20 protein-coding genes are annotated in these 25,599 nt (G+C 43.8%); all 20 read left to right on the top strand.

Annotated features, from left to right (window positions below):
- The first annotated feature begins 128 nt into the window (after positions 1–128).
- The 20 genes from atpD (at position 129) to MHH46_RS29860 (ending at position 25,592) form a co-directional block, all read left to right on the top strand.
- Positions 129–1,529, top strand: coding sequence for a F0F1 ATP synthase subunit beta (atpD, locus tag MHH46_RS29955; RefSeq protein WP_036681562.1), 1,401 nt, complete (start codon positions 129–131; stop codon positions 1,527–1,529).
- Between the two features lie 102 nt (positions 1,530–1,631).
- A complete protein-coding gene (locus MHH46_RS29950; RefSeq protein WP_036681559.1) occupies positions 1,632–2,048 on the top strand; it encodes a F0F1 ATP synthase subunit epsilon in 417 nt (138 codons plus the stop codon).
- A gap of 195 nt (positions 2,049–2,243) precedes the next feature.
- On the top strand, positions 2,244–2,501 hold the full coding sequence (locus MHH46_RS29945; RefSeq protein ID WP_036681556.1) for a DUF1146 family protein: 258 nt from the start codon (positions 2,244–2,246) through the stop codon (positions 2,499–2,501).
- A gap of 200 nt (positions 2,502–2,701) precedes the next feature.
- Positions 2,702–4,078: a UDP-N-acetylglucosamine 1-carboxyvinyltransferase gene (gene murA / locus MHH46_RS29940; RefSeq protein ID WP_076123926.1), complete on the top strand. Its 1,377-nt coding sequence runs from the start codon at positions 2,702–2,704 to the stop codon at positions 4,076–4,078.
- Between the two features lie 217 nt (positions 4,079–4,295).
- Entirely contained in the window at positions 4,296–5,438 is a 1,143-nt protein-coding gene (gene spoIID, locus MHH46_RS29935; RefSeq protein ID WP_076182075.1) for a stage II sporulation protein D, read from the top strand.
- 61 nt (positions 5,439–5,499) lie between these two features.
- Positions 5,500–6,243 carry a M23 family metallopeptidase gene (locus tag MHH46_RS29930; protein WP_076123922.1) on the top strand — a complete coding sequence of 248 codons (744 nt, stop codon included), beginning with the start codon at positions 5,500–5,502 and terminating at the stop codon, positions 6,241–6,243.
- Between the two features lie 272 nt (positions 6,244–6,515).
- Positions 6,516–6,803 carry a sporulation transcriptional regulator SpoIIID gene (gene spoIIID / locus MHH46_RS29925; protein WP_036681548.1) on the top strand — a complete coding sequence of 96 codons (288 nt, stop codon included), beginning with the start codon at positions 6,516–6,518 and terminating at the stop codon, positions 6,801–6,803.
- A 129-nt stretch (positions 6,804–6,932) separates the two neighbouring features.
- On the top strand, positions 6,933–7,931 hold the full coding sequence (locus tag MHH46_RS29920; protein WP_076192361.1) for a rod shape-determining protein: 999 nt from the start codon (positions 6,933–6,935) through the stop codon (positions 7,929–7,931).
- A gap of 47 nt (positions 7,932–7,978) precedes the next feature.
- Entirely contained in the window at positions 7,979–8,857 is an 879-nt protein-coding gene (locus MHH46_RS29915; RefSeq protein ID WP_038573634.1) for a flagellar hook-basal body protein, read from the top strand.
- A gap of 51 nt (positions 8,858–8,908) precedes the next feature.
- Entirely contained in the window at positions 8,909–9,730 is an 822-nt protein-coding gene (locus tag MHH46_RS29910) for a flagellar hook-basal body protein (protein WP_076182078.1), read from the top strand.
- Positions 9,731–9,740: 10 nt separating this feature from the next.
- Entirely contained in the window at positions 9,741–9,965 is a 225-nt protein-coding gene (locus MHH46_RS29905) for a DNA-directed RNA polymerase subunit beta (RefSeq protein ID WP_036681538.1), read from the top strand.
- A 263-nt stretch (positions 9,966–10,228) separates the two neighbouring features.
- The gene (gene fabZ, locus MHH46_RS29900; protein ID WP_036681536.1) at positions 10,229–10,651 is read left to right on the top strand and encodes a 3-hydroxyacyl-ACP dehydratase FabZ; all 423 of its coding nucleotides are present in this window, start codon (positions 10,229–10,231) and stop codon (positions 10,649–10,651) included.
- Between the two features lie 42 nt (positions 10,652–10,693).
- Positions 10,694–12,415 (top strand): phospho-sugar mutase, encoded by a 1,722-nt coding sequence (locus MHH46_RS29895; RefSeq protein ID WP_076123920.1) that lies wholly within the window; start codon positions 10,694–10,696, stop codon positions 12,413–12,415.
- Positions 12,416–12,543: 128 nt separating this feature from the next.
- A complete protein-coding gene (locus MHH46_RS29890; RefSeq protein ID WP_076192363.1) occupies positions 12,544–14,580 on the top strand; it encodes a DUF5693 family protein in 2,037 nt (678 codons plus the stop codon).
- A complete protein-coding gene (gene csaB / locus MHH46_RS29885) occupies positions 14,556–15,689 on the top strand; it encodes a polysaccharide pyruvyl transferase CsaB (RefSeq protein WP_076192366.1) in 1,134 nt (377 codons plus the stop codon). Before MHH46_RS29890 ends, csaB begins: the two co-directional genes overlap by 25 nt.
- 6 nt (positions 15,690–15,695) lie before the next feature.
- On the top strand, positions 15,696–16,451 hold the full coding sequence (locus MHH46_RS29880; protein WP_036681526.1) for a WecB/TagA/CpsF family glycosyltransferase: 756 nt from the start codon (positions 15,696–15,698) through the stop codon (positions 16,449–16,451).
- A gap of 116 nt (positions 16,452–16,567) precedes the next feature.
- Positions 16,568–17,695 carry a glycosyltransferase family 4 protein gene (locus MHH46_RS29875; RefSeq protein ID WP_036681523.1) on the top strand — a complete coding sequence of 376 codons (1,128 nt, stop codon included), beginning with the start codon at positions 16,568–16,570 and terminating at the stop codon, positions 17,693–17,695.
- 160 nt (positions 17,696–17,855) lie between these two features.
- Positions 17,856–21,782 (top strand): S-layer homology domain-containing protein, encoded by a 3,927-nt coding sequence (locus tag MHH46_RS29870; protein WP_076192369.1) that lies wholly within the window; start codon positions 17,856–17,858, stop codon positions 21,780–21,782.
- A 154-nt stretch (positions 21,783–21,936) separates the two neighbouring features.
- Complete coding sequence (locus MHH46_RS29865; RefSeq protein ID WP_076192371.1) at positions 21,937–22,278, top strand: hypothetical protein; 342 nt, start codon at positions 21,937–21,939, stop codon at positions 22,276–22,278.
- A 542-nt stretch (positions 22,279–22,820) separates the two neighbouring features.
- The gene (locus MHH46_RS29860; RefSeq protein WP_179086293.1) at positions 22,821–25,592 is read left to right on the top strand and encodes an Ig-like domain-containing protein; all 2,772 of its coding nucleotides are present in this window, start codon (positions 22,821–22,823) and stop codon (positions 25,590–25,592) included.
- Positions 25,593–25,599 lie beyond the last annotated feature (7 nt).

Raw genomic sequence — 25,599 nt, 5'->3', positions numbered from 1 at the left:
AAAATATAAGAAAGTATGGTTTTACACTATACAAAATGCTTATATTTCTACGAGAAACGGTTGTCATCTTTATATGACGACAACGTCGTTTCTTCTTGATGTAACAGCTTTCGAGGAGGGAAAAGAAGATGAACAAAGGACGCGTTGTAAGCATTATGGGTCCGGTTGTCGATATTGAATTTGAACGCGGCCAGTTGCCCGAGATTTTCAACGCTATCAAAATTGAAACCGTCTTGGACAATGGTCGTCAGCTTAACCTAACACTTGAGGTTTCCAATCACTTGGGAGACAATCTGGTACGTTGTATCGCGATGTCTTCTACTGATGGTCTGGTTCGTGGACTGGATGCAATCGATCAAGGAGGTCCAATTTCGGTTCCTGTAGGGGAAGCGACATTAGGCCGTGTATTTAACGTACTTGGCAATCCAATTGATAACGCTGGTGAAGTTCTTGCTGAGAAAAAGAACCCGATTCACCGTCTCGCACCAACATTTGACGAATTGTCAACACAAGCGGAAATCTTGGAAACAGGTATTAAAGTTATCGACTTGCTCGCACCTTATGCTAAGGGTGGTAAAGTCGGCCTCTTCGGCGGTGCCGGCGTAGGTAAAACAGTAACAATCCAAGAATTGATTAATAACATTGCCCAAGAGCACGGTGGTATTTCCGTATTCGCAGGTGTCGGTGAACGTACTCGTGAAGGTAATGACCTTTATCACGAAATGACGGATTCCGGCGTTATTAAGAAGACAGCAATGGTCTTCGGACAAATGAACGAGCCTCCAGGTGCACGTCTTCGTGTAGCTTTGACCGGTTTGACCATGGCGGAATATTTCCGTGATGTGGAAGGCCGCGATACGCTGCTCTTTATCGATAATATATTCCGCTTTACCCAAGCGGGTTCCGAAGTGTCCGCTCTTCTCGGCCGTATGCCATCTGCGGTTGGTTATCAGCCGACTCTGGCTACTGAAATGGGCCAGCTGCAAGAGCGTATCACATCGACTAAAAAAGGTTCAGTTACATCGATTCAAGCAATCTACGTACCGGCGGATGACTACACTGACCCTGCTCCGGCTACAGCGTTTGCTCACTTGGATGCAACAACTAACCTTGAGCGTAAAATTTCCGAGAAGGGGATTTTCCCAGCGGTTGACCCACTGGCTTCCAGCTCGCGTTTGCTCGCTCCAGAAATTGTTGGTGAAGAACATTACAACGTGGCACAAGGTGTTAAACAATTGCTGCAACGTTATACCGAGCTTCAAGACATCATTGCCATCTTGGGTATGGATGAATTGAGTGAGGATGATAAGGTTATCGTAGCTCGTGCTCGTAAAGTTGAACGCTTCCTGTCGCAGCCATTCCACGTGGCTGAACAGTTTACTGGCTTTAAGGGTAAATATGTACCAATCAAAGAAACTGTACGCAGCTTTAAGGAAATCCTGGATGGTAAGCATGATGATCTTCCAGAAGCAGCTTTCCTATTTGTAGGTACGATTGAAGAAGCAGTAGAAAAAGCGAAATCGATGTAACCTGAGCTTAGCTAATGCTTTCGATGCAAGCTTTACTTCGTAAAGCTTAGTGCATGCTTTCGAAGCGAGCTTTACAATGTAAAGCTTTAAGGAGGAATGGAAGTGAATACCTTTTTGTTGGAAATTGTCACGCCGGAGCATCTCGTTTACTCCAAGCAAGTGAATAGCTTGATTGTAAGAGGGGTCGAAGGCGAGTTGGGTATTTTGCCGGGACACATTCCGCTTGTGACTCCACTTCAGGTTGCTCCGTTATCCGTCAAATCGGACGGTGTTACGATCTCCATCGCTGTTCATGGCGGGTTCGTTGAAGTGCATAAGGACAAAGTAACCGTGCTGGCTGAAAGTGCCGAGCTGCCAACAGATATCGATGTTGAGCGCGCCGAAGCGGCTAGAGAACGGGCTCAACGCCGTCTCCAGACTCGGAGCAAACAAGATGATATCGATCACCGCCGTGCGGAATTGGCGCTGCAACGCGCTGTTACACGGATTAAAGTGTCCACTGGAAAAGGACAACAGTAGGATAAAAGCAGTCAAGCCTTAGGGTTTGACTGCTTTTTATTATAGTAATCTATTGAAAAAAGGTTAAAATTTCTTCATTATTTTGGATAATGGCGTTGAATTGTTTAAAAATTTGTAAAAGTACTGGATTCTTTTGCCCTTCACAAGTATGATATAAGAGTCGATTTCCGAGTAATACGAACACGGAGGGTTAGCATGGAGGATATATTGTCGGGTGGGTTGTCTAGCGCAGTTGGAACCAGCAGTATGGTCTCAATGATTGTATCTTTGCTCAGTGTTGTATTATCTTGGTGGGCATTGCAGAACCTTAAGCTCGATTTGGTCATAAGATATCCCAAGAGTCCTCAGGGAAGGCTGCTGCACTTGCTGTTGGCCATTGTACTTGGTCGTTTTGTAGCGGGGTTCTTCCTGGATTACCTGAGCTGGAGTGGGATGATCCGATATATGTTTTAAGGGGATGTAGTTTGGTTATAAGTGTCTTAGGTCGCAGTGGTCAAAAGGTGTCGAATAATAAGGTTTTATTATGTCAACACTGAACTTTAAGGAACATGCCCGAGTAAATGGGCGTATTGATGGAGTAGAGAACTTTTTTTGCAATTACTTTAATCTAAAAAAATAATTTAAGAAATAATGGACGCGGAGGGAAACCGAAAATGAGCAAATTTATCGTCCGCGGTGGCAACAGATTGACCGGGAGCGTGAAAGTTAGCGGCGCAAAAAATTCCGTATTACCGATCATAGCCGCCTCTCTATTGGCAGAAGAAGGAGTAAGCGTCATTGTAGACGCACCTCCGCTTGATGATGTGATGACGATATCAAAAATGCTGGAATCTCTGGGTGCAGGGGTTACATATCAGAACGATATTATCCAGGTGGATGCTACAAACATCACTTCCTGTGAAGCACCTTATGAATGGGTTCGAAAAATGCGGGCGTCTTTTTTAGTCATGGGCCCACTGTTATCTAGACTTGGTCAGACAAGAATTTCCCTGCCAGGCGGCTGTGCCATTGGTACACGACCGATTGATCAGCATTTGAAAGGGTTTGAAGCACTGGGTGCGGAGATTAGTCTCGGCCAGGGCTACATTGAAGCGAAAAGCAACGGACGCCTGCGCGGTGCCAAAGTGTATTTGGATGTAGCAAGCGTAGGTGCGACCGAAAATATAATGATGGCAGCTACACTAGCCGAAGGCGTGACCGTTATCGAGAATGCGGCTAAGGAGCCTGAGATTGTCGACCTGGCCAATTACTTGAATGGTATGGGCGCAATCGTACGCGGTGCGGGAACAGGCGTTATCCGTATTGAAGGGGTAGAACGTCTGCATGGGGTCAAACATCATGTAATCCCTGACCGTATCGAAGCAGGTACGTACATGGCGGCTGCAGCAATTACCGGTGGCGATGTATATGTGGAAGGCGCAATTGCTGATCACTTAGGTCCTGTTATTGCTAAGATGGAAGAAATGGGCGTAACCATTATTCCCGACGAGAACGGTATTCGTGTAATCAGTGACAAGCCTCTCAAAGCTGTTGATTTGAAGACTTTGCCGTATCCAGGTTTTCCTACGGATATGCAGTCGCAAATGATGGCATTATTGTTGCGTTCTGAAGGTACCAGTGTCGTTACAGAAACCGTATTTGAGAACCGGTTTATGCATGTGGATGAATTCCACAACATGAATGCTGAGATTAAGATCGAAGGTCGCTCGGCGATCGTTACAGGTAATGCACAATTGGTCGGAGCTAAGGTTTGTGCTACGGATCTGCGTGCGGGAGCTGCGCTTATTTTGGCAGGTCTGGTTGCTGAGGGCACTACTGAAGTAAGCGGAACTCATCATATTGACCGCGGGTATGTTCATTTGGCTGAGAAACTATCCGGACTGGGTGCGGAAATTTGGCGCATCTCCATGGAAGATACTTCAGCGCAAACCGTGAAGGATGAAGTTCTTAAACCGGAAGTATCCAAGAGTGAATCGACTAAAAACGAAGAGGTTAAACCACGCTTTCAGGTTCAACCAACTTGGGTATAATATCAATCATTAGGAGAGACCAGGCTGCTGTTTGCAGCTTGGTCTTTTTTTATGGAATCCTCATCTGATGGGGATTTTTTTGTATGCAATTTAATAGCTTGTGGTCTAGTAATAGATTGAGGACAGGAACTCTCTTTCTCTCAAATTGTGTTCTAGCAGTTGCTGCAAATTCATATCTATAAGAATCACCAGTGATTCACGGAAGGGAGCCATAGAGATGAAAGATTTCCGCTACTTGCGAAGAAACAAGACAACGCGCTGGCACTCGCGTCCCCTTGCTCCCCGGCGCAGGCGACTCATCCCCGTCGCCTGGCTCGCAGCGCCTTTCCTGGCGGCGCTGCTGATTCCGCTGGCGGTTGTCCCGCTACACCGGGGACAACCGGCGCCTGTGGCCGTGCCGGCGGTCACGGCCCCTCCGGCGGCGCCGGAAACGGCTGCGCAGGAAGCGCCGCAGCCGGACGTCTCTGTCTATTTGTCGCACAGCGGACAAATAGAGACATTGCCGCTGGAGGACTACGTCCGCGGCGTGCTAGCGGCCGAGATGCCGGCCGACTTTGAGCTTGAAGCGCTCAAAGCGCAGGCCGTAGCGGCCCGCACCTTTATCATGCGCCGCCTGGTGGCTGGCGACAGAAGCGGCGTACCCGTTCCGGAGGCGGATGTAACCGATACGGTAAGCCATCAGGCTTACATATCTAAGGACACGCTGGAACGGCAATGGAAGCTCGGCGGAAGAAGCGCCGACCTCGCAAAGCTGCAGCGCGCGGTCCTTGAGACGCGCGGAGTGATCATGACTTATAAAGGGCAGCCGATAACGGCCTCCTTTTTCGCCTCCAGTGGAGGATATACTGAGAACTCAGAAGAGTATTGGAATGCAGCGATTCCCTATCTGCGCAGCGTGACGAGTCCTTGGGAGAAAGAGATTACCCCAAACTATGCAGTGACTAACACCTTTACTGTTGCTGAAATACTTACTAGATTGGGTCTGAACGATAAAGTCATTCCAGCCTCCAAAGAAACTACCAATTCAGGAACTACAACGAAGATTTCATCATCTTCGAGATTACCTATGGAAGTGTTGTCTCTTACCACTGGACATCGGATTAAAGAGGTCTCAATTGGAGGCTCTATATTTACTGGACGTGAAGTGAGAGAGAAGCTGGGCCTACGATCCAGCCAATTCAGTTGGAGTCGTAAGGGGAATAAGATCTTAATCACGACCTTCGGAAATGGGCATGGAGTAGGGATGAGCCAGTGGGGGGCAAATGGGATGGCTAAAGAGGGTGGAACTGCTACCCAAATTCTCAAACACTATTATAGTGGTATCTCATTTACACAAATCTCAACTCTTCTGAAAAAATAACTTGAAAGATACGTATAAAAGAGAAAACCCCGGTAACACTGGTTACTGAGGTGATAACCATATGAATGAACAAGACAAAAACAAAACAAACCAAGATGAATCTCTCAAAAAAACTCAGGGAGATTTACCTGGCGCAAAACCTTCTTCATGGAACAGACTGGTATCTAAACGTTGGGTATTCCCAGCAGTCTACACGGCGGCAGCGGCAATTATACTAACCTTGGTGTGGGTCTATCAGGATGCCGGCCAGAAGCCGCTCAACCAGGACACTGCCGCCACTTCGCAGCAAGTAGGAACTTCCGCTAACGAAGCTGGTACAACAACCGGTGGTCCAGATGCACTTGAAGTTGTTGCTTCAACGGAAAGTATGACTTGGCCAGTAGCTAATCCAGGTGAAGTAGAAGTAGTTAAGCCGTATTATGATGAGAATGGTACAGAGGACAATCACGTTGCCGCTATGGTGCAATATAACGACAAATTTATTCCTAATGTCGGAATCGATATTGCCCGTGAAGACAACAATACGTTCGATGTTAAAGCAGCGCTCAGCGGTGAAGTGACCAGAGTGGAAGATGTTGCGGTATTAGGTAAAGTGATTGAAATTACCCATCAAGGTAATTTGAAGACTGTATACCAAAGTCTTGGTGAAACAAAAGTTAAACAAGGCGATGTAGTGAAGCAAGGAGATACTCTTGCCACAGCTGGTCGCAGTGAGATCGAAAAGGACCTTGGAAATCATGTACACTTTGAAGTGTACGAAGATGGCAAAGTAGTCAATCCATCGGATTTACTGCCACAGCGATAAAAATTTCTATAGCAGGGGGCGAAAGCCCCCTATTTTTTTGTGTATATAAGGATTTTTAAGGTTGTGTTTGTGATGAGCCTTTTGTTTACGCGGGAAACGGTTGTTGTTCTAAAGGGAGAACGACGGCTTTTCATCATGCTAATAACACGGGTTATTAGGTTGTCCATTAAATAAAATGAGCCCTCCATAGCTTGTCATGTCTTGAAAGCGCGAATATATAAGCCCGCCCCTCATATAATGTACCAAACTATCCACAGTTGGGAGGCGGGAGCGTGCACGATTACATCAAGGAACGTACGATCAAAATCGGACGCTGCATCGTGGAAACCAGGCATACGGTCCGGACCATAGCCAAGGAATTTGGCGTTTCAAAGAGCACGGTGCATAAAGATTTAACTGAGCGTCTGCCAGAGATCAACCCTGATCTGGCCGATCAGGTGAAGCACATTCTCGAATATCACAAGTCCATCCGACATCTTCGGGGGGGAGAAGCCACAAAAATCAAATATAAAAAATCGACGGGGAAAAAACGTGAGGTTGCTGTAGCATCAAAGCCATGAGATTTTCGGAAATTTAAGGAAATATTCAGCTTTAATACATTGTGTACTTCCCCTAAAGTATGGTATTTTTAAATTTAGTACTAACTGCTGTTTTTTCAATTAAAATAACACTTTGGGGGCTCTTTCATTATGTTTAGCAAGGATATCGGAATCGACCTCGGCACGGCCAATGTGCTCATACATGTTAAAGGAAGGGGAGTCGTTCTGGATGAACCTTCCGTGGTCACACTTGAAAGTGATACGAAGAGAGTCCTTGCGGTGGGAGAACAGGCACGTCGCATGGTTGGACGTACACCTGGAAATATTATAACAATCCGTCCTCTCCGGGATGGTGTCATTGCAGATTTTGAAATCACAGAAATGATGCTCAAGTATTTTATCGACCGCGTTGGCGGCCGGTCCTGGTACGCACGGCCCCGTATTCTGATTTGCGCCCCTACAAATATTACATCTGTGGAACAGAAGTCCATACGGGAAGCGGCAGAGCGGAGCGGGGCTAAGGAAGTTTTTATGGAGGAAGAGCCAAAAGCCGCTGCAATCGGAGCGGGAATGGATATTTATCAGCCTAGTGGGAATATGGTCGTCGATATCGGTGGCGGAACGACGGATGTAGCCGTACTTTCTATGGGCGACGTCGTTACCGCTTCTTCGATTAAAGTCGCAGGAGACAAGTTCGATGAGGCCATTTTAAGATATATTAAACAAAAGTATAAGCTGTTAATCGGTGAACGTACGGCAGAGGATATTAAGGTTACAATTGGCACCGTGCGTCCAGGCCTGATACAGGCTGAAATGGATATTCGTGGTCGTGATATGGTAAGTGGACTCCCTCAGACGCTCACTATTACTTCAGGCGAGGTAAAAGAAGCACTATGGGATCCGGTTTCTTCTATTGTGGCAGCTGCTAAGTCCGTTCTGGAACGTACACCGCCTGAGCTATCAGCAGATATTATTGACCGGGGTGTTGTTCTAACTGGTGGTGGCGCTTTACTTAATGGATTGGACGAGCTCCTCTCAGAAGAATTACATGTTCCGGTGTGGATAGCGGAAGACCCGATGCATTGTGTAGTTAAGGGAACCGGAATAATGCTAGATAATTTGGACAAGGTCGTTAAGAAAAAGTTCTAAGCAGCCGATATAAAAGGTAGCAAAAGATTCGGAAGGGGACTACCTTCATGATAAGAGGATTATATACAGCCGCTGCAGGTATGGTTACACAGCAGCGTAGACATGATACGGCAACACAGAACATCGCTAACTTGAATACAACGGGGTACAAGCAGGTTGACAGTGTCAATCATGCTTTTCCGGATGTACTGATCTCTGCTATGAGTAATGGCAATACAAAGCCAGTGGGGCGCCTTAACACTGGGGTTTTTGCAGAACAATCGATATCCCAATATTTACAGGGTGATTTAAGGGAGAGCGGCAAGACCATGGATTTTGCTTTATCTACGGATTTGCAAGTAGCTGATCCAGTGACAGGTCAAAATATCTCCTTTGATGGTTCAGGCAAATATGTAAGCCCTGAGGGTGAGGTTGTTTATCGTCCACAGGCCTTCTTTACTGTACAGGATGCTGAAGGGAATAATCTGTATACGCGAAATGGGAGCTTCTCAATAAACGCGGCTACAGGAGAGGTACTGAGCAGTGGTGGCTTCAAGGTTCTTGATTCCACAGGCAAGCCCCTTGTCTTGACAGGAAATCAGGACACCCTTAAAGTGGACGGGCAGGGTAATTTGCTTAATCCAGTAACAGGACTTCCGACAGGGACCAAGCTTGGTGTGAGTGTAGTAACAAAGCCACAGGAGCTTGTACGTGACGGTAATGGTGTATTTCACGCTGATGATGTAGAGGCGGCAGATATCCGTTTCTCTAACGGAACAGATAACATGCAAGTACGCCAAGGTTACCTGGAAAGCTCCAATGTAGATCCTACTCAGGTTACTGTGGATTTGAATGCCGCCTATCGGGCTTATGAAGCGAACCAGAAGATTGTTCAATATTATGATGGCAGCTTGCAGAAGGCTGTAAGTGAAGTTGGCAGGGTATAGGCAGTGCTTAGGAATGAGCTTTACAGGTAGAGCTTATAGGAGGTTTGATCTATGAACAACTCAACGATTAGTGCAGCAGTCTCCATGTCGAGCCTTCAGCAGCGGCTTGATATTATAGCGGATAATCTAGCCAACATGGATACCAATGGTTATAAGAGCAAGCAGGGCTCTTTTGAGGACGTGCTGACTCGTGTACAACAGCAATCAGATGATTATGACCAACCGGGCCGTTCTACACCTCTAGGCTTTAATATGGGTTTTGGGACTTATGTACCTTCGATCTCAACGAATTGGGAAGAGGGACCCCTTAAAGAAACAGGGAGTCCGACCGACTTAGCCATTCAGGGCAACGGGCTTTTTGGTGTTCAGGTCAATGGTACTACGGCGTACACTCGTCAGGGTGATTTTCACTTTATTCCTGACACGACTGATGCCAAAAAGATGGTATTGGTTGATAACACAGGAAACTCGGTTTTAAATACAGAGGGCAAACCTCTAACGGTTCCTGTAGGTGTGAATGCTGCTATCGATGAATCCGGTCGTGTGTTAACGAAAAAGACGGAGAATGGACCTGTTCAGGTAGCGGGTACTATAATGATAGTAGAACCTAAGACACAGAATGCCTTAAAGGCTGTCGATGGTAATTTCTATATGCTTGCAGATGGAGTTACAGCACGGCAGGCTTTTGTACAAAGAGCGGCAGGCGAGGCATCTGGAATTGGAGTGCGCTCAGGATGGCTGGAGCAGTCGAATGTCGATATGACCTCAGAAATGACAGAAATGATGCAGATTCAACGCACGTATCAACTCGTAGCTCGGGCACTTTCGTCCAGTGATCAGATGTTTGGTCTAGCCAATAACATGCGCGCGTAGAGGTGAAGGAATGGATCGACAGGAAAAAGTTAAATCGGAAGAGAAGAAAGAACCCTCTCCACGAGGGATCTCCAAATGGACCATGATACAATGGGTTCTTATTCCCTTGCTTCTCGTAGCTGCACTTGGAGGCGGTCTGGCCGTCGGTTACGTTGTCCTGGGTAAGAAAGAGTTAAGCGATGCTCTGCAGTGGAGCACGTGGAGACATGTATATGATTTGGTTTTTGCTCCATAAATGAAGATGATTTAACCACTCCCTTGTTATATAAGGGAGTTTTCTTTTTTATGCTGAAAAATGTATAATGGTGGGGGGCCTCGGGCAGCAAAAAGGGCCCTCTCCGCCATGCTGCCGCATCCGGTGGAGAAAGCCCCTTATCTCAACCTCCACTTCTGCAGTTGGTGAAGGATAAATATAGTTTTTACCGAACCTGCCTAATTTTATGCATTTCGGCAAAGAATAAAAGAAAATGTGCAACATCCGAAAGGAGTTTTGTCATAATGCTGGATATCAACCAAATTCAAGAAATCATCCCCCATCGGCCTCCATTTCTGCTGGTGGACAAAATTATCGAGATTGAAATGGGCAAAAAAGCTGTAGGAATCAAAAATGTAACGATCAATGAACCGTTCTTTGTAGGTCACTTTCCGGGCTATCCGGTAATGCCGGGTGTACTGATTACAGAAGCCCTTGCACAAGTGGGTGCGGTTGCTATCCTGGGAGTAGAAGCTAATCGCGGCCGAATCGGTTTTTTAGCTGGGCTGGACGGATTCCGTTTTCGTGGTCAAGTGGTACCGGGCGATACACTTACTCTTGAAGTAGAGATCACCCGCCTTAAGGGCAGCATCGGAAAAGGACAAGCTACTGCTTCCGTTGAAGGTAAGGTTGTAGCCTCTGGAGAAATTATGTTTGCTCTGAGCTAAATATTTTATTTTTCTATAAATATATCTAAAGGAGAGATTCATATGACTCAATTAAGTGCGAAAGCGGCAGACACATTATCCCGCTGGTTGCAGGACCCTTCTGTTGACGAGGCTACAAAGGCAGAGCTTCGCGCTCTGGAGAATGAGCCACAGGAGCTTGAAGAGCGTTTTTACAGAGACTTAGAGTTTGGTACAGGCGGCTTGCGTGGGGTTATTGGTGCGGGCAGCAATCGTATCAATCGTTATACTGTTGGCAGAGCTACACAAGGCTTCGCTAATTATATTCTAGAAAAGCATACTGGAGAAGGCAGACCTTCGGTTGTTATCGCGCATGACTCTCGTCGCTTCTCGCCTGAATTCACACTTGAGGCTGCTCTTGTACTGGCTGCTAATGGCATCGAGGCGCATTTGTTTACCTCCCTTCGATCAACACCACAGCTATCATTCAGCGTGCGTTATTTGAAAGCAACGGGTGGTATTGTAATCACCGCGAGCCATAACCCTCCTGAATACAATGGTTATAAGGTCTATAATTCGGAAGGCGGACAGCTTGTACCACACGAAGCCGAAAAGGTCATTTCTTACATACTAGAGGTTGACACTTTTGATGGTGTAAAGCGGATTTCGCAAGAAGAAGCTGAAGCTCAAGGGCTGTTGCACTGGCTAGGAGAGAAGGATGACGAAGCGTTTACCGATACTGTTGCTGCAGTCAGTCTTGCAAGTGAAGAGATTGCCTCTACGCTTGGGAAAGATTTTAAAATCGTATACACTCCGCTGCATGGTACAGGTAATTTGCCAGTCCGCCGTGTACTTGAGAAAATCGGCTTCACCCAGGTGCATGTTGTACCTGAGCAAGAGCAGCCGGATTCTGAATTCTCTACAGTGAAATCGCCGAACCCGGAGGAACGTGAAGCTTTTACGCTAGCTATGAAGCTGGGCGAAGAGTTGAATGCTGACCTTTTGATTGGTACAGATCCTGATGCAGACCGTATGGGTGCGGTAGTTCGCGACAATGAAGGTAAATTTGTTGTTCTGTCCGGCAATCAATCCGGAGCACTGATGATTCATTACTATTTGAGTCGTTTGCAGGAACAAGGAAAGCTGCCTAGCAATGGTGCGGTTGTAAAGACTATCGTTACTAGCGAAATGGGGGCTGCTGTAGCTTCTCATTATGGTGCAACTGTATTTAATACGCTGACTGGCTTCAAATATATTGGAGAAAAGATGACCCAGTTCGAACAATCCGGAGAATACACTTATCTTTTCGGATATGAAGAAAGCTATGGTTATCTTGCAGGCAATTATGCTCGCGATAAGGATGCTGTTCTTGCTGCTATGCTTATCGCTGAAGCAGGTGCTTATTATAAAGCTCAAGGCAAAACATTATATGATGTTCTTCAGGAATTGTACGAGCAGTTCGGATACTTCTTGGAAAGCTTGGAGTCCCGTACGCTGAAAGGCAAAGATGGCGTTGCGCAAATTCAAGGAATCATGAATGATTGGCGTTCTAATGCACCACAAGAAATTGCTGGATCTGCCGTAACAGAAATTCAGGATTATTCCCTGGGCTTAAATGGACTGCCGAAGGAAAATGTACTGAAGTATTTGCTGGCTGACGGATCTTGGTTCTGCCTGCGCCCTTCCGGCACAGAACCTAAGATTAAGGTTTATTTTGCAGTAGTGGGTGACTCCCTGCAGAATGCTAAGGATAAGGTTGCTGCACTGTCGAAACAGGTTATGGCTCGCGTTGACGGGGGACAATAATAAATATAGAGTGCTTTCTATATTGTGAATTATATTTTACGTAGAAACGGGTACCGTCTCTAAAAGGATGACGATCCGTTTCTACTTTTGTTAAAAGAGTTTTTAAAGCGAAAGAGGAGGTACTTTTGGTGCGGCAAAAATGGCAACGTTGGAATATTACTTCCCGAAAGTGGCTGTGGATCATAGTTGTGGTTGGCGTTATAGCAGCCTTGCCAGTGGTCTATGATCGACTGCAGACGGAGAAGTCTTCCAAAACAGTAGAATTTGTGTTTGATTATCGTGATCTGGTTGATGTAGCCAGCTATCGTGCAAATCCACAAGATTATATTTCCGAACAGTTAGATCGCCTTAAAGACGCTGGTGTTCAGAGTATGGCGATTTACGAAAGCACATTGGAAGATTATCGTAAGGCGCGTCGTCTTATGATATGGGGTGCGGCTGATATAGCTAATCTTACGGACACAATCATTCCTGAAAATGAGAACTATACCTATATTCTTTTTACCAGTGCTGATTACAGCGAAACTTTAGCGCCTGTAATTAAAGAAGCATTTAGTAATCTTGGGATTAATTCAAGAGACTGGAGTTTCCGCGGACAGCAGGGTCTTATCATTGAGACCCCGCTAGAAGACGCTACATTGAAGCCGCTGCAGCCCGATCCATTTACACTGGACATGCTGCATAACAAGGGATTCAGTATTGTACCTCGTCTTGTGGATTCTCTGACTTATAATGAAGCCACGGTAAAGAAGCTGTTGGATCGTTATGAGGAATTGGGTGTTAAACGGATTCTATTTGAAGGTGAGTCTGTTAAAGGGTTTAATGATGATGCCGATACTGGCAGTATCACTGACTTTGCTAATCTCCTTAAGGAACGTGGAATGGGGATTGCAGCAATTGAGAATATTAAAAAACAGCAAAAGGGCTTTAACAGGCTCGCTTATTTGCTGGATTATAATGTGACACGTTTATATTCCCTTAGTGAGGGAGATTCTGCCTTAGATCCAAAAGTAATTTCGGACCGTTTCGCTCTGGCAACAAAGGATCGGAATATCCGCATGATCTACTTAAACACGATTCCTGCAAGAAATACTGCTAAGGCACAGGTTACAGATACATTAGATAACCTTATTACCAGCCTAAGCGAACCAGGCGGAGCAGTTGAGCAGATTAAAGACAATGGATTTAAACTGGGACAAGCTACGGCATTTGAGGTTGTAGATTCCTCTTATCAACGTTACTTTAAGCTAGTTGCGGTGGTTGGAGCAGTGTCTTTAGTGGCTCTGCTGGTCTCTTACTTCATTCCACAGCTCACGCTTGCTGCCTGGGTGTTAGGTCTGATTGGAAGTGCAGGCCTGATGCTAGTGAAGCCTGAAATGTTTGAACAAGCGCTCGCGCTTGCCGCTGCGATAAGTGCACCAACGCTTGCCGTTGTGCTTGCCATTCGTAAGGTTAATGAAATGGGGCCACCTCTACGGAGCAATCCCCTTACCTATAAGGCTATGAGCCCGCAACGCCGGTTTACACATAGCTTAGTGCTTTATTTTAAGACTTCACTGATCTCTTTGAGCGCTGTGCCGTTTATGATAGCACTGCTTAATAATGTAACTTATAGCCTGGTTCTCAACCAGTTCCGTGGTGTCAGTCTGCTTCATATGGCACCTATCGGTCTTGTGGCACTTTACGTGCTTTTGTATCGTGGGGATTTTGTCTTTAACAAGACAGGTAAGCTACTGCGGACACCAATCACATTTGCGATGATTATCATTGCCTTTGTTTTGGCGGTTGTTGGCTATTATTACATGACCCGTACAGGTAACGGTGGCAGTGTGAGTCCGTTGGAAATGGTTTTACGTACATTCTTGGAAAATACGGTTGGCGTTCGACCGCGTAATAAAGAGTTTTTGCTAGCGCATCCGTTATTAATTCTTGGCGCATTCTTGGCCTTTAGATATCGGAATGCAGCGTTTATCATGATTATTGCTGTAATCGGTCAGCTCTCGATGGTAGATACCTTTGCTCATATTCACTCGCCAGTTCTGATCTCGCTCATTCGTGGCTTGCTCGGTCTTGGATTAGGACTGATCATTGGTGTGATTGCCGTAATCGTATGGCAAATTGCAGAAGGGTGTTGGAAACGATGGTCGCCACTCCTAAAAAGATAGTTATTTCCGGTTATTACGGTTTCCATAACAGCGGGGATGAGGCGGTACTGCAATCTATATTGATTGCACTGCAACAACATGCTCAAGCTGCAGGTATAGAGATCGAACCCATTGTCTTGTCCATCGATCCTGAGTGGACTAGCGCCACATATGGAGTGAAATCTGTGCACCGGATGAAGCTGGTTGAAGTCCGTCAAGCTATTTATGAGAGTTCTGGTCTGATTAGCGGTGGAGGCAGCTTGCTGCAAGATGTAACAGGAAGCAAGAGTATTCCTTACTATTTAGGTATTATTAAGCTTGCGCAGTGGATGGGTAAACCGACCTTTATTTATGCTCAAGGTATCGGACCTGTGCATCGTAAGCTTTTCCACCCATTAATCAAATCAGTGTTTCGCAAATGTACTTATATCTCTGTGCGGGATGAACAATCCCGCGAGCTTTTACTTTCTATGGGATTAGAACAGAAGAACATAGAGGTTGTTCCTGACCCGGTGATGGGCTTATCTTTACCTGAAGAGACTGATGCTGCTGAATTACCAGAGTCTTCAGATTCACTTCCGGTAGTAGGTATTTCGGTACGTTATTGGGAACAAGATCGCAAGGAGCTGGACGCTCTTGCTCAAGGCTTGATTAAGGCGAATCTTGAAAAACCATTGCATTTAAGATTCCTTCCGTTTCATCTTCCATCTGATATTGAAGCCTCACGTTATGTGATGGAGAAGCTGGAAGAAAATATAAGCCAGCATGGGGGGCAGGTCAGTATTTGTGAAGATGCTAGTCATCCGCAACACATGCTGCGGGAAGTAGGGCAATGTGAAGTGCTGATCGGAATGCGTCTTCATAGCCTGATTTATGCCGCAGGGCGGCGAGTTCCGCTGATTGGTATCTCTTATGATCCGAAAATTGATCATTTTCTAGACAGAGTTCGGTGTCAGCCTGTGGGCACGACCCAATCATTAGATGCTGGACAAGTTGCTGCTGAGATAGGCCATCTTTTGGAAACAGCAGAGGGATGGAGAAATGAGCGGGAGACGATCCTCTCCTCGTTGATTCAAGAAGCAGGGGCTCCAGCACGGCAAATCGTAGAATATTTCCACCATAAAGGATGATCTAAAGTGAAAGCAGAAAGCGCGGTACCTACAGTTCCTATTTTTGGGATTAGAGTCTCCAAGGTTGATATGGCAGCAACTGTTGCATATTTGACAGAGGCGGTTCATACCCGTATCCCGCATCAAGTGATTACAGCTAATCCGATTATGGTTATGGCTGCTTTGGAAGATCCAGCTTATATGGAGATAATGAAGTCAGCTGAATTAGTTGTCCCAGATGGAACCGGTGTGGTATGGGCTGCTAATTATTGTAAGGAGCCTGTAACCGAACGGGTAGCTGGTTTTGACCTGTTACATGAATTGATGCAACAGGGTGAAAGATATGGATGGAAGGTATATCTCCTTGGTTCTACACCTGAGGTGATTCAGGAAACCGCTGAAAGGTTACAATTGCAATATCCGCGTGTTATTATTGCAGGATATCATGACGGTTATTTTGGTCCGGAATCGGACGATGAAATTATTGCTGGAATTGTTAAAACCAATCCTGACTTATTATTTGTGGCCAGAGGCGCGGATAGTCAGGAACCATGGATTGCAAAACACAAATCCAAGTTAGGTGTTCCGATCATGATGGGGGTCGGCGGCAGCTTTGATGTAATTTCTGGCAAGAGCAAGAGAGCACCAAAAGTTTTCCAAAAAATGAGAATTGAATGGTTGTACCGTTTATTAAAAGAGCCTACGCGGTACAAAAGAATGCTTGCGTTGCCGAAATTCGCATTAAAAGTGGTGCGTGAGAAAGATAAAGTAACAAAAGTCTAGTCAAATGCCGATATTCACCTAGAAAATCAGATGAATAGCCTAAAAAAGGGATTGGAATTTGTTTTTGTAACAGCGTATAATTCAATGCGGTAGAGAAATGGGGGTCGACTGATCAAATGTTAATCATATACATCGCTGGATTTATCGTATGCATGGGACTCGCACTTGGCCTCACACCTTTGGTGAAGAAATTCGCCATTAAGATTGGTGCGACAGATGTGCCGAATGCTCGTAAAGTGCACACGAAAATTATGCCCCGCCTTGGCGGATTAGCTATTTTTCTGGCGTTTGTGTTAGGCCTGCTTGCCGTATTGCCGATTATTCCATATGAGTTCACTCCGCGGGAGGCCAACTTCATCAAAGCGCTGCTGTGTGGCGGCGGACTGATTGTACTTATCGGAGGTTTGGATGACCGATTTGAATTATCAGCAAAGTTGAAGCTGCTGGGCCAAATTGTTGCAGCATGTATTGTAGTTTTCGGTTTTGGTATTACTGTAGATTTTGTGAATATTCCATTTAACAATACGTATTCTTCATTGGAAAGCTGGATTGCTATCCCGCTTACGATTTTCTGGATTGTTGGTGTCACCAATGCTGTTAACCTGATTGACGGGTTGGACGGGCTTGCTGCTGGGGTATCAGGGATTGCGATTGCTACGATTGCGGTAATGGCTTTCTTGATGGGTAACACGATGGTTGCCATGTTATGCCTGTTGCTTCTGGGTAGCATAATCGGATTCTTGTTCTTCAACTTCCATCCCGCCAAGATTTTTATGGGGGATACGGGATCGCTGTTCTTAGGCTTCTGCTTAGCTTTACTTGCTTTGCTAGGGTTTAAACAGATTGCCGTGGTTTCGTTTATTACACCTTTGCTTATTATTGGTGTACCGTTGTCGGACACGTTCTTTGCGATCGTGCGCCGTAAGCTGCAGAAAAAACCAATCTTTGCACCAGATAAAGGTCACTTGCATCATTGCCTTCGCGAGCTAGGCTTTAGTCATCGTCAGACTGTGCTCATTATTTATGGTATTGCTGCATTTTTCGGAGTTTTAGCTGTTATTCAATCCTCTGCCGCTCTTTACGAGGCGAACTGGGTTACCTTTGTAGTCATCTGCATCATGCTCTTCTTCTTGCAGATCGGTGCGGAAGTTACAGGTTTGATCGGTAAGACTAAACGTCCGCTGATTGATTTCTTTTTAAGAATTCGTATGAAGGCTAATCCGGAAAGAGGTTCCAAATCTTAATTTATTAATGGTATTATTCTAATATTTTCTATAACTAACAAAACTCATCCCTTTTCGGATGAGTTTTTTGTTGTTTTCCCTAAAAATATCGCTTCCTATGACCGATAAAGAACAAAGTGAAGGTTTACGAGAATTTATACTCAAAGGAGAGATATAACACATGCAACGCTTTAAGAGACCGTTCGTTTGGCTGATGCTGGCGGCTTTGATCGTTTCTATGTTCCCAGGTAAATACACGCCCATAGCGGCAGCGGCTACCACGAGCTCCACGACTTTCTTCAGTCCGGATGATCTCACATTACGTAATACTGTTCTGTTGAAACAGGATGTTGTAGCAACAACAGCTAATCCTAATCCTGAGGGACTTATTGACCGTTCTAGTGTTTACAAAGTAAGTAGCCCTACCTTTTCAATTACAGGAACCTACTCTCAGGTAACATCTTCCACGATGAAGGTTACTGTAGAGCAGCTTACAAAAGATAGTCAATCTAATAAATGGGTAACAGATGCTACTCACCTGACTACGGGAGCGGTAACAACAGATACCAATAGCCCGGATAACCGTTTTGTAGCATCTGGTCTTGTTTTGTATACAGGGTTTAATAAGGTGACCTTTTCTGGTATGCAAGGGAATCTCCAACGTTCAGAATCATTTTATGTTCTTTATGATAAAGTTCCCTATGTAACAGAATTAAAAGTTTTGGGTGGTCCTTCTGCGCTTAATTTAAATGAAGGAACACAAGTTGTTGTACCAGTATCTACAGTTACTCTTCAAGGTAAAGTAACGAATGCCACTAAAGTCAGTGTCTCCGTGAATGGAGGAACTGCATTACAAACTTCCCTATTGGAAGACGGAACATTTTTCACCCCCGCTCTGAACTTGAGTCCGGGATTAAGTACGCTTAAGATTGTTATTCAAAATGCTTCGGATTCAATAACAATAGACAGATCCGTATATTTCTTTGATAAGGATCAACCGTACGCTTCTTTGAACATCAACCACGACAATGCGGACTATAATATCTTAAATGATAATGTGCCTACGTTGACTGCTGATTTGACTCCAAGTGTTGCAGGTTTTACTGGACAGATCTTAGTTCCATATAACGTGGCTCCGTTTGCAACAAATGCTGTGCTAACTCTTAATAAAGGTAATAGTTCCGAAAAAGTTGTAACGATTAGTGCTGTGACAGAAGAATTAACAATTCCTGGTCCTGATGGCGTTACGCCAACGTATAAATTGGTTAAATTTAAGACTGCAGCTGATTTAGAAATCTTGGCGGGTGTAAATGACTTTAAATTGTCTGTAGATTATGGCAGCCACAGCAGTTCTCATCTTTATTCATATAAATTTTTGAAAAATGAGACTGTTATAACAGAAATGTACTACCTTCCTGGATATACAGGCTCAGGTGATCTTACCAATATCTCTAAATTGCCTTTGAATGGCCAACAGTTAGAGACGGATAGTTTCTATATAATGGCGAAGACAAATAGATCAACAACCCCAGAAGATATAACTGCGAACTATTTGCCATTGAGTAATAAACCACTATCCATAGATTATGTAACTGCAGGCACAGGAACAAATGAATATATTTATAAAATATCAGGGTTCTCTAATGGTCAACAAAAGGTACAATTCCGTTATAAAGGATCCGAATCCTTCTATAATGCTGATATTTCATATGTATCGAAAAACTATATATATGTAAGTAATCTGCAAGATGGTCAGACCTACGAATTCGATTCCAGTGTAGAAAAAAAACTTAATGTCGCTGGGGAATATATCGGGTTCGAAAATATAGAAAATGCACAAGTGCAAATTAACGGTACAGACAGTAACTCATTATCTAGCAATCCTTTTAAGCTTGAAGTAGAAAAAAACTCAACAGTAAATAAAACAACTTTTAATTTCACTGTGACAATCAGTCAGACGGGACCACTGGTATACGGTGAGAATAAAATCGTGTTTACTGGAGTCTCAAGAGATAATGCTGGTAACCAACGTATTATCAAAAAAGAACTTAAAATTTACATCATTGATACCAACATTTCTGGGATAAAACAATTCCATCCTACTTTAGGGGATAATCGTTTACCTTTTACAACTACAACCCTTTCTAATGAAGTCGAGCGTAATGCCATGCTGGCATTGCCAGCTGAGATTGTATATAAGGATGAAAAATATACAACAAGCAAAGATAAATTCGACTTGGTACTACAAGGTAGTGGTGCTACAACGCTGAATCTATATCAGGGCTCTACTTTGGTGTTTACTTCGACGGGGCAGGATAAGCTGCTAATTGACGGTACGGAATCCGATGGACCTATTGGTCCTAAACGTTATCCTGATGAAGTGGCTGCAAATGGTCTGTATTATGACTACATTGGCAGTGCTAAAAACTTTATTTTAAGATTACGTGACATTAAATTTGATGCCCCAGGAAGTCAAGTTTATACCCTAGAGCTTATTAACAAAACAGGAGCAAGAACTACACAACGTCTTGAAGTAGTGCGGGAAGTTGCTCCATATCGTCTTCTGTCACCTGTAGCGACGGTAGGTGAGCAAATTGTTGTTAACAAAAACTTTGTTCGTTTTGATATTGAGGCTGAAGGTGCCACTAAAGTAATAATTGGCAAAGAAGAAGCAATTAAACGTACGGATTTGCCAAATCAAGATCGCTTCACCTATGATTATGTGGGCTTAAAAGCAGACAAATCGAATCCCATTAAGATACAAGTGGTTCGTGCTAACTCCACAATAAGCGATACTATAAATGTGTATTATGCTAGTGCAGTGCAGATTGATACACAATATATGGCGGAGAAGGTAGCTACGAAGTATAGTGTCTTTAATAAAACCTTGGAATTGAACTTCCCTAAAGGCACGATTATGAAGGGATATACTAGCTCTGGTGCTGCAAAATATTATCCTAATACAAAACTGTTGTTTGGTATTGCGGATCCCGCTGATGGCGTTGTTGAACGTAAGAATGATTACGGGAACATTATCAACGTAACGGGTAGTGACGACAGAACCGAAGGCGGGGGCGGGCAGCTTGTGATTCCACAGGATCTTGCTCTGCGCTTTACATCAACCGTCTCTACTAATAACTTTTCGAGAGTATCGGATATCTATTGGCTCAGTGGTGGTCTAGGAAATGATGGCGTTAATCTTGAGACCAACGGGGTTACCCCGCATTTCGTGGATGCCAGTGGAAAGACTGGATACTTTACACAGTATAGTCAAACAAGAAAAATCGTACCTTCTCAACGTGGTGAATTGACGCTTACTTTCAACTCCAGCATTGTGGATGAAGTGGGATCGACTATTACAGTATTCCGATATACAGATTCAGGTAAGTGGGAGAACTTGGGCGGGGTCGTAGATACGAAAAAACATACCATCACCGTTCCATTCGATGAATTTGGTTATTACACTGTTATGAAGCTGCGCCGTGGTTTTGTTGATATTACGAATCATCCATGGGGCAGAAATATAATGAATGGATTGTATTCCAAAGGATTTATGACCAATCTTCGAGCAGATGCATTCGGAGCCGACGATTTGACCACTCGTGGTGAATTTGCTACATTGTTGGTGAAATCATTAAGTATTCCTTTGAACTATGATGCTAATAAACAAACCTTCTTTGATATTGTGCCAGAAGCCGTAGCGGCTACATGGGATTTCAAACACATTGAGACAGCTGCTAGGGCAGGTATTGTTACAGGCCTCAGTGATGGCTTCTTTGGGCCTGATCAAGCCTTAACACGTGAACAAGCCGCAGTAATGATAGCTAGGGCGTTGAAACTCAAGATGTCTTTGAATGACAGTAAACTGCTGGCAAGCTTAAGCAAATCATTTGTTGATACAAGTAACATGGATTTCTACTCACGTCCTGCAATTGAAGCTATATCTAAAGCTAAGATTATGGAAGGAAGCGCTGTGACCGTTACAGGCCAAAAGAAGCCCGTCTATAACTTTAACCCGAAGGGTAAGTTGACTAGAGCAGAGGCTGGTAAGATTACTGTGGCACTCTTACAGAAGAGTACAAGCATCTTCCCTAAGAACTTTAACTAAAGAATAAAAAAGTGCTCCGGCCTGCGAAAAGTATTCGTAGGTCGGAGTTTTGATGTAAAGATAACAATTACCAGCGACATAAATTTTGTAATCTGCACCGATTTACGATACAATAATGTAGAAAATATTATTTTCTGAAAGGTGAAAGCCATCGATGAAACCGATTTTATCAAAAGCACAGTTGGATTACATGAAAGCCAAGAATATGTTTGAGAATAGAGCAAAAGTGTTGGAGAAGGAAATTGCAGCTAAACGGGCACTACAGGAGATCACTCAAGAGGTCATGGAAGAACTGGTGCAAGCAACAGGATTCCACGATTCATACAACGAGCTTGTTGTTACTGAGAATGCTCTGATCGAATGGTCTCATACTACAATCAAGCATGAGAAGAGCTACCGCGAGAACCGCACAGCTATTGATGCAATGTATGACAATGTGAACTCGAGTCCTGAGAAGCGTCAGGAATTGATCCAATTATCTATGAAGATTCGTTAGAAACAATGTAATAGAAGCAAGCGTCGGCAACGGCGCTTTTTTTGTTTTTTGTAGGAATGTTTAAATTAATAGTACAAGTGTTAATGATTCTTAGTAAATATTGCATAATGACGTTTAGAAAGCGACTATGATATACTGTTTTCCGTAGGCACCCATGATTAACAATAGTTAGTAGAACATACATATGTATCTTCTAATGGGATCACACCGGAAAATATAAAAAAGAAGATTTTTTTTGAGAAACCGCAACTTTTTCAAATCTTCTGCGTTTAAGGTGTAGAGTCATTTACACAGGGGCTGAAATTAACCGCTGGTAAAGCCAATTTAACAAAATGGAAAAATTAGCTTTACGTGACTTGAGGCACATTGTATAATACTTAGGTATAATTAGGAATCTAGTATTGTCATGTCCTAAATTCGTTTACCAGTTTCTGTGATACCCGTCACAGACATTATTTATACTTAATTTGCTCAACTCGGGAAAGGGGGTGCATCGGCTAATGAGTGACATGAGCTACTCAACTAAAGAAAAATCTCAGTTTATGAACGTCCAAGGAGGAGAAAAAAAGGTTATGAAGAAAATTTTATCCGTAGCATTATCTACAGCAATGGCATTCTCGATGTTTGCCTCTGTAGCGTTTGGTGACGCAGCAACAACTCCGCAACAAAAATTTGATGCTTTGGCAGCGAAAGGTATTCTCAACGGATACCCAGATGGTCAAGCTCACCTTGAAAAAGATCTTACTCGTGCTGAGTTCGCGAAGATCGTTACTAAATTGTTCGACCTTACTGAAGTAACTAACAAATTGTCTTACAAAGACAAAGGTTACAACGCATCGAACTGGGCTGTGCCTTACATCGAAGCTGTTACTGCAGTAAACTACATGCAAGGTAAAGATACTGTTAAAGGTATCTTCGATTACAACGGTAAAGTAACAGTTGAAGAAGTTGCGGCTGTATTGTTCCGCGCTTTGAAACTGGAACAACCAACTACAACTGACAACTCTGCATCCGCATGGGCTAAAGGTTACGCTCAAGCAGTAATCGACGCAGGTTTGGTTGCTAAAGACACTAACTTCAAAGCTAACGCTAGCCGTTCTTTGGTAGTTGAAACAGCATATGCTGTTGATCAATTGGGTCAAGCAGCTACAATCGCTTCTGCTGAAGCAGTAAGCCCAACTAAAGTAGTTGTAACTTTCTCTGACAAAACTACTACAACTGTTGAATTGACAACTGCTCTTGTAGCTGGAGTTGAAACTACAATCAACTTCAAACACAACGATCATGATTACACTACTAAAGTAACTTTGGCAGCTCCTAAGGTTGTTTCCGCAACTGCTCCAAATGCTAAACAAGTAGTAATCAAATTCAACCGTTCGATCGATGCAGATACACTGGCTGAATCCAGCAAAGTTATCGACGGTGTTGTAAAAGTAACTAAAGTTGGTAGCAAAGATGATGAAGTAGCTAACGCTTATGTAACTTTCAATGCTGACAACACAGAAGCTACTATTACTGTGCCAGGAACTAAAGGTCTTAAAGGTAACTACACAGTTGTTGTGAACGATGCTGTGAAGACAACTGCTGGTGAAGCTGTTCCAGCATTCACAACTTTGCTTCCTATCGCTGACACTGTAGCTCCAACTGTTGCTACTATTAGTTCTACAGCTAAAGCAACAACTAAAGACGTATACGTAACATTTAGCGAACCAGTTAAAACTACTGGCATCGTGGCTTATGTAAATGGTTCTTCTGCTTCCGCGACTGTACAAAATGACACTTACACTGAGTTCAAACTGAGTGGAGTATCGTTGGAAAGCGGTAAATCATATGATGTATCCCTGCTTAATGTAACTGACTATGCAGGTAATGTTGCTAATCCAAACCCAATCAAAACAACTGTAACTGTTGTTTCTGACGTTGCTGCTCCTGTAATCAAGAGCGTAACTCCAGTTAGCGACAAATTCGTTGAAGTTGAGTTTGACAAGAACGTTGACCGTGCATCTTTGGTTGGTAATGTTCGTCTCTTGAACTCTGTTGGAGAAAGCCAAGGTACATTTAGTGTTATTACTACTGGTAATGGCAAGAAATTCACCTTGCAAAGTCCTCTGAATAGCTTCCCATCCACTGGTACTTTCACTGGAACCGTTGTATTCGGAGCTACTGTTAAGGATACATTGGGTAACACATTGGGAACTGCTTCAAGTCAAGCGATCACTTTCACTAAGGACACTGTAGCTCCTACAGTTACTGGCATCACTTACTCAACTTCAACTTCTGTTAAAGGTCTAAAATTGACTTTCTCTGAAGATGTTGTAAACACTGGAGTAGGTTCTGTAGTACTGATCAATAACAAAACTGGTCAATCTACTGCGATTGCTAACACTACAAATGGTAGCGGAAAAACACATACATTAACTGCTGTTAATGTAGACACTGGTGAGTACACTGTTCGTCTGCCAGAAGGACTCTTTAAAGATAAATCTTTCTCTGGCAATAAGCTTGCTGCAACTGTATTGACTGTGAAAATCGGATCAGAATCTACTGATGGCGATGCTCCAGTACTGTTCAACAACGGCATTGTAATCAATGACAGCCAAAAAGTTGTAACTGCAACTGGAACTGTTTATGGTGATGCTACTGTCACTGTTGATCTGAAAGATGCAAGTGGTCTTAACGTTGCTTCTGTACTAGATGTTAATAGCTACACATTGGACGACAAGGCATTGCCTGCTGGTACTTATGTAAATATTAGTACTCTTGATGAGAAGGGTAATGTAACAACTAGCTCTTCCAGTCCGAAATATGCTCGTGCAACAATCAATATCCCTAGCTCTTCAATCACTGAAACTAAATCTGACTACAAATTTGTAGTTAACGGTGTTACTGATGTATCTGGTAACACTATCGAAGCAGTTTCCAAGACAGGTAAACTTACTAGCAGAACTAGCCCAGTGTTCGAATCTGCAGTGGTTTCCAGCGGCAACTCTTATGAATTGATTCTTGGATTCTCTAAAGAAATAACAAATCTAGACGAACAACATCTGGCAATCTACATCAACAATGATACCGTTGGAACTCGTCTTGATCAAAAGTATTACAAAGTAACTAAGATTGCTAATGGATCGGATAAAGGCAAATGGTCTGTTACTTTCTCGAAGCAAATCATTGATTCCAAAGCAAATATCAATGACGAATTGGATCTGAACTCCAATGAAGTTAACAGAATCATCGTTAAGATCGTTAAAGATGCAGACGCTCACGATGAAGTTGGTAACAAAATTACTGGCGAAACAGAAATCTCCGCTAAGTAATCTCCGA

The organism is Paenibacillus sp. FSL H8-0175, assembly GCF_045040615.1.
GTDB classification, from domain to species: Bacteria; Bacillota; Bacilli; order Paenibacillales; family Paenibacillaceae; genus Paenibacillus_AQ; species Paenibacillus_AQ odorifer.
This window is presented reverse-complemented; position numbering and strand designations above follow the sequence as displayed.

Bases quoted from the DNA above. Each gene is read 5' to 3' on its own strand.
- atpD (WP_036681562.1), top strand. From the start codon at position 129: ATGAACAAAGGACGCGTTGTAAGCATTATGGGTCCGGTTGTCGATATT.
- MHH46_RS29945 (WP_036681556.1), top strand. From the start codon at position 2,244: ATGGAGGATATATTGTCGGGTGGGTTGTCTAGCGCAGTTGGAACCAGC.
- murA (WP_076123926.1), top strand. From the start codon at position 2,702: ATGAGCAAATTTATCGTCCGCGGTGGCAACAGATTGACCGGGAGCGTG.
- spoIID (WP_076182075.1), top strand. From the start codon at position 4,296: ATGAAAGATTTCCGCTACTTGCGAAGAAACAAGACAACGCGCTGGCAC.
- MHH46_RS29930 (WP_076123922.1), top strand. From the start codon at position 5,500: ATGAATGAACAAGACAAAAACAAAACAAACCAAGATGAATCTCTCAAA.
- MHH46_RS29920 (WP_076192361.1), top strand. From the start codon at position 6,933: ATGTTTAGCAAGGATATCGGAATCGACCTCGGCACGGCCAATGTGCTC.
- MHH46_RS29915 (WP_038573634.1), top strand. From the start codon at position 7,979: ATGATAAGAGGATTATATACAGCCGCTGCAGGTATGGTTACACAGCAG.
- MHH46_RS29910 (WP_076182078.1), top strand. From the start codon at position 8,909: ATGAACAACTCAACGATTAGTGCAGCAGTCTCCATGTCGAGCCTTCAG.
- MHH46_RS29905 (WP_036681538.1), top strand. From the start codon at position 9,741: ATGGATCGACAGGAAAAAGTTAAATCGGAAGAGAAGAAAGAACCCTCT.
- fabZ (WP_036681536.1), top strand. From the start codon at position 10,229: ATGCTGGATATCAACCAAATTCAAGAAATCATCCCCCATCGGCCTCCA.
- MHH46_RS29895 (WP_076123920.1), top strand. From the start codon at position 10,694: ATGACTCAATTAAGTGCGAAAGCGGCAGACACATTATCCCGCTGGTTG.
- csaB (WP_076192366.1), top strand. From the start codon at position 14,556: ATGGTCGCCACTCCTAAAAAGATAGTTATTTCCGGTTATTACGGTTTC.
- MHH46_RS29875 (WP_036681523.1), top strand. From the start codon at position 16,568: ATGTTAATCATATACATCGCTGGATTTATCGTATGCATGGGACTCGCA.
- MHH46_RS29870 (WP_076192369.1), top strand. From the start codon at position 17,856: ATGCAACGCTTTAAGAGACCGTTCGTTTGGCTGATGCTGGCGGCTTTG.
- MHH46_RS29865 (WP_076192371.1), top strand. From the start codon at position 21,937: ATGAAACCGATTTTATCAAAAGCACAGTTGGATTACATGAAAGCCAAG.
- MHH46_RS29860 (WP_179086293.1), top strand. From the start codon at position 22,821: ATGAACGTCCAAGGAGGAGAAAAAAAGGTTATGAAGAAAATTTTATCC.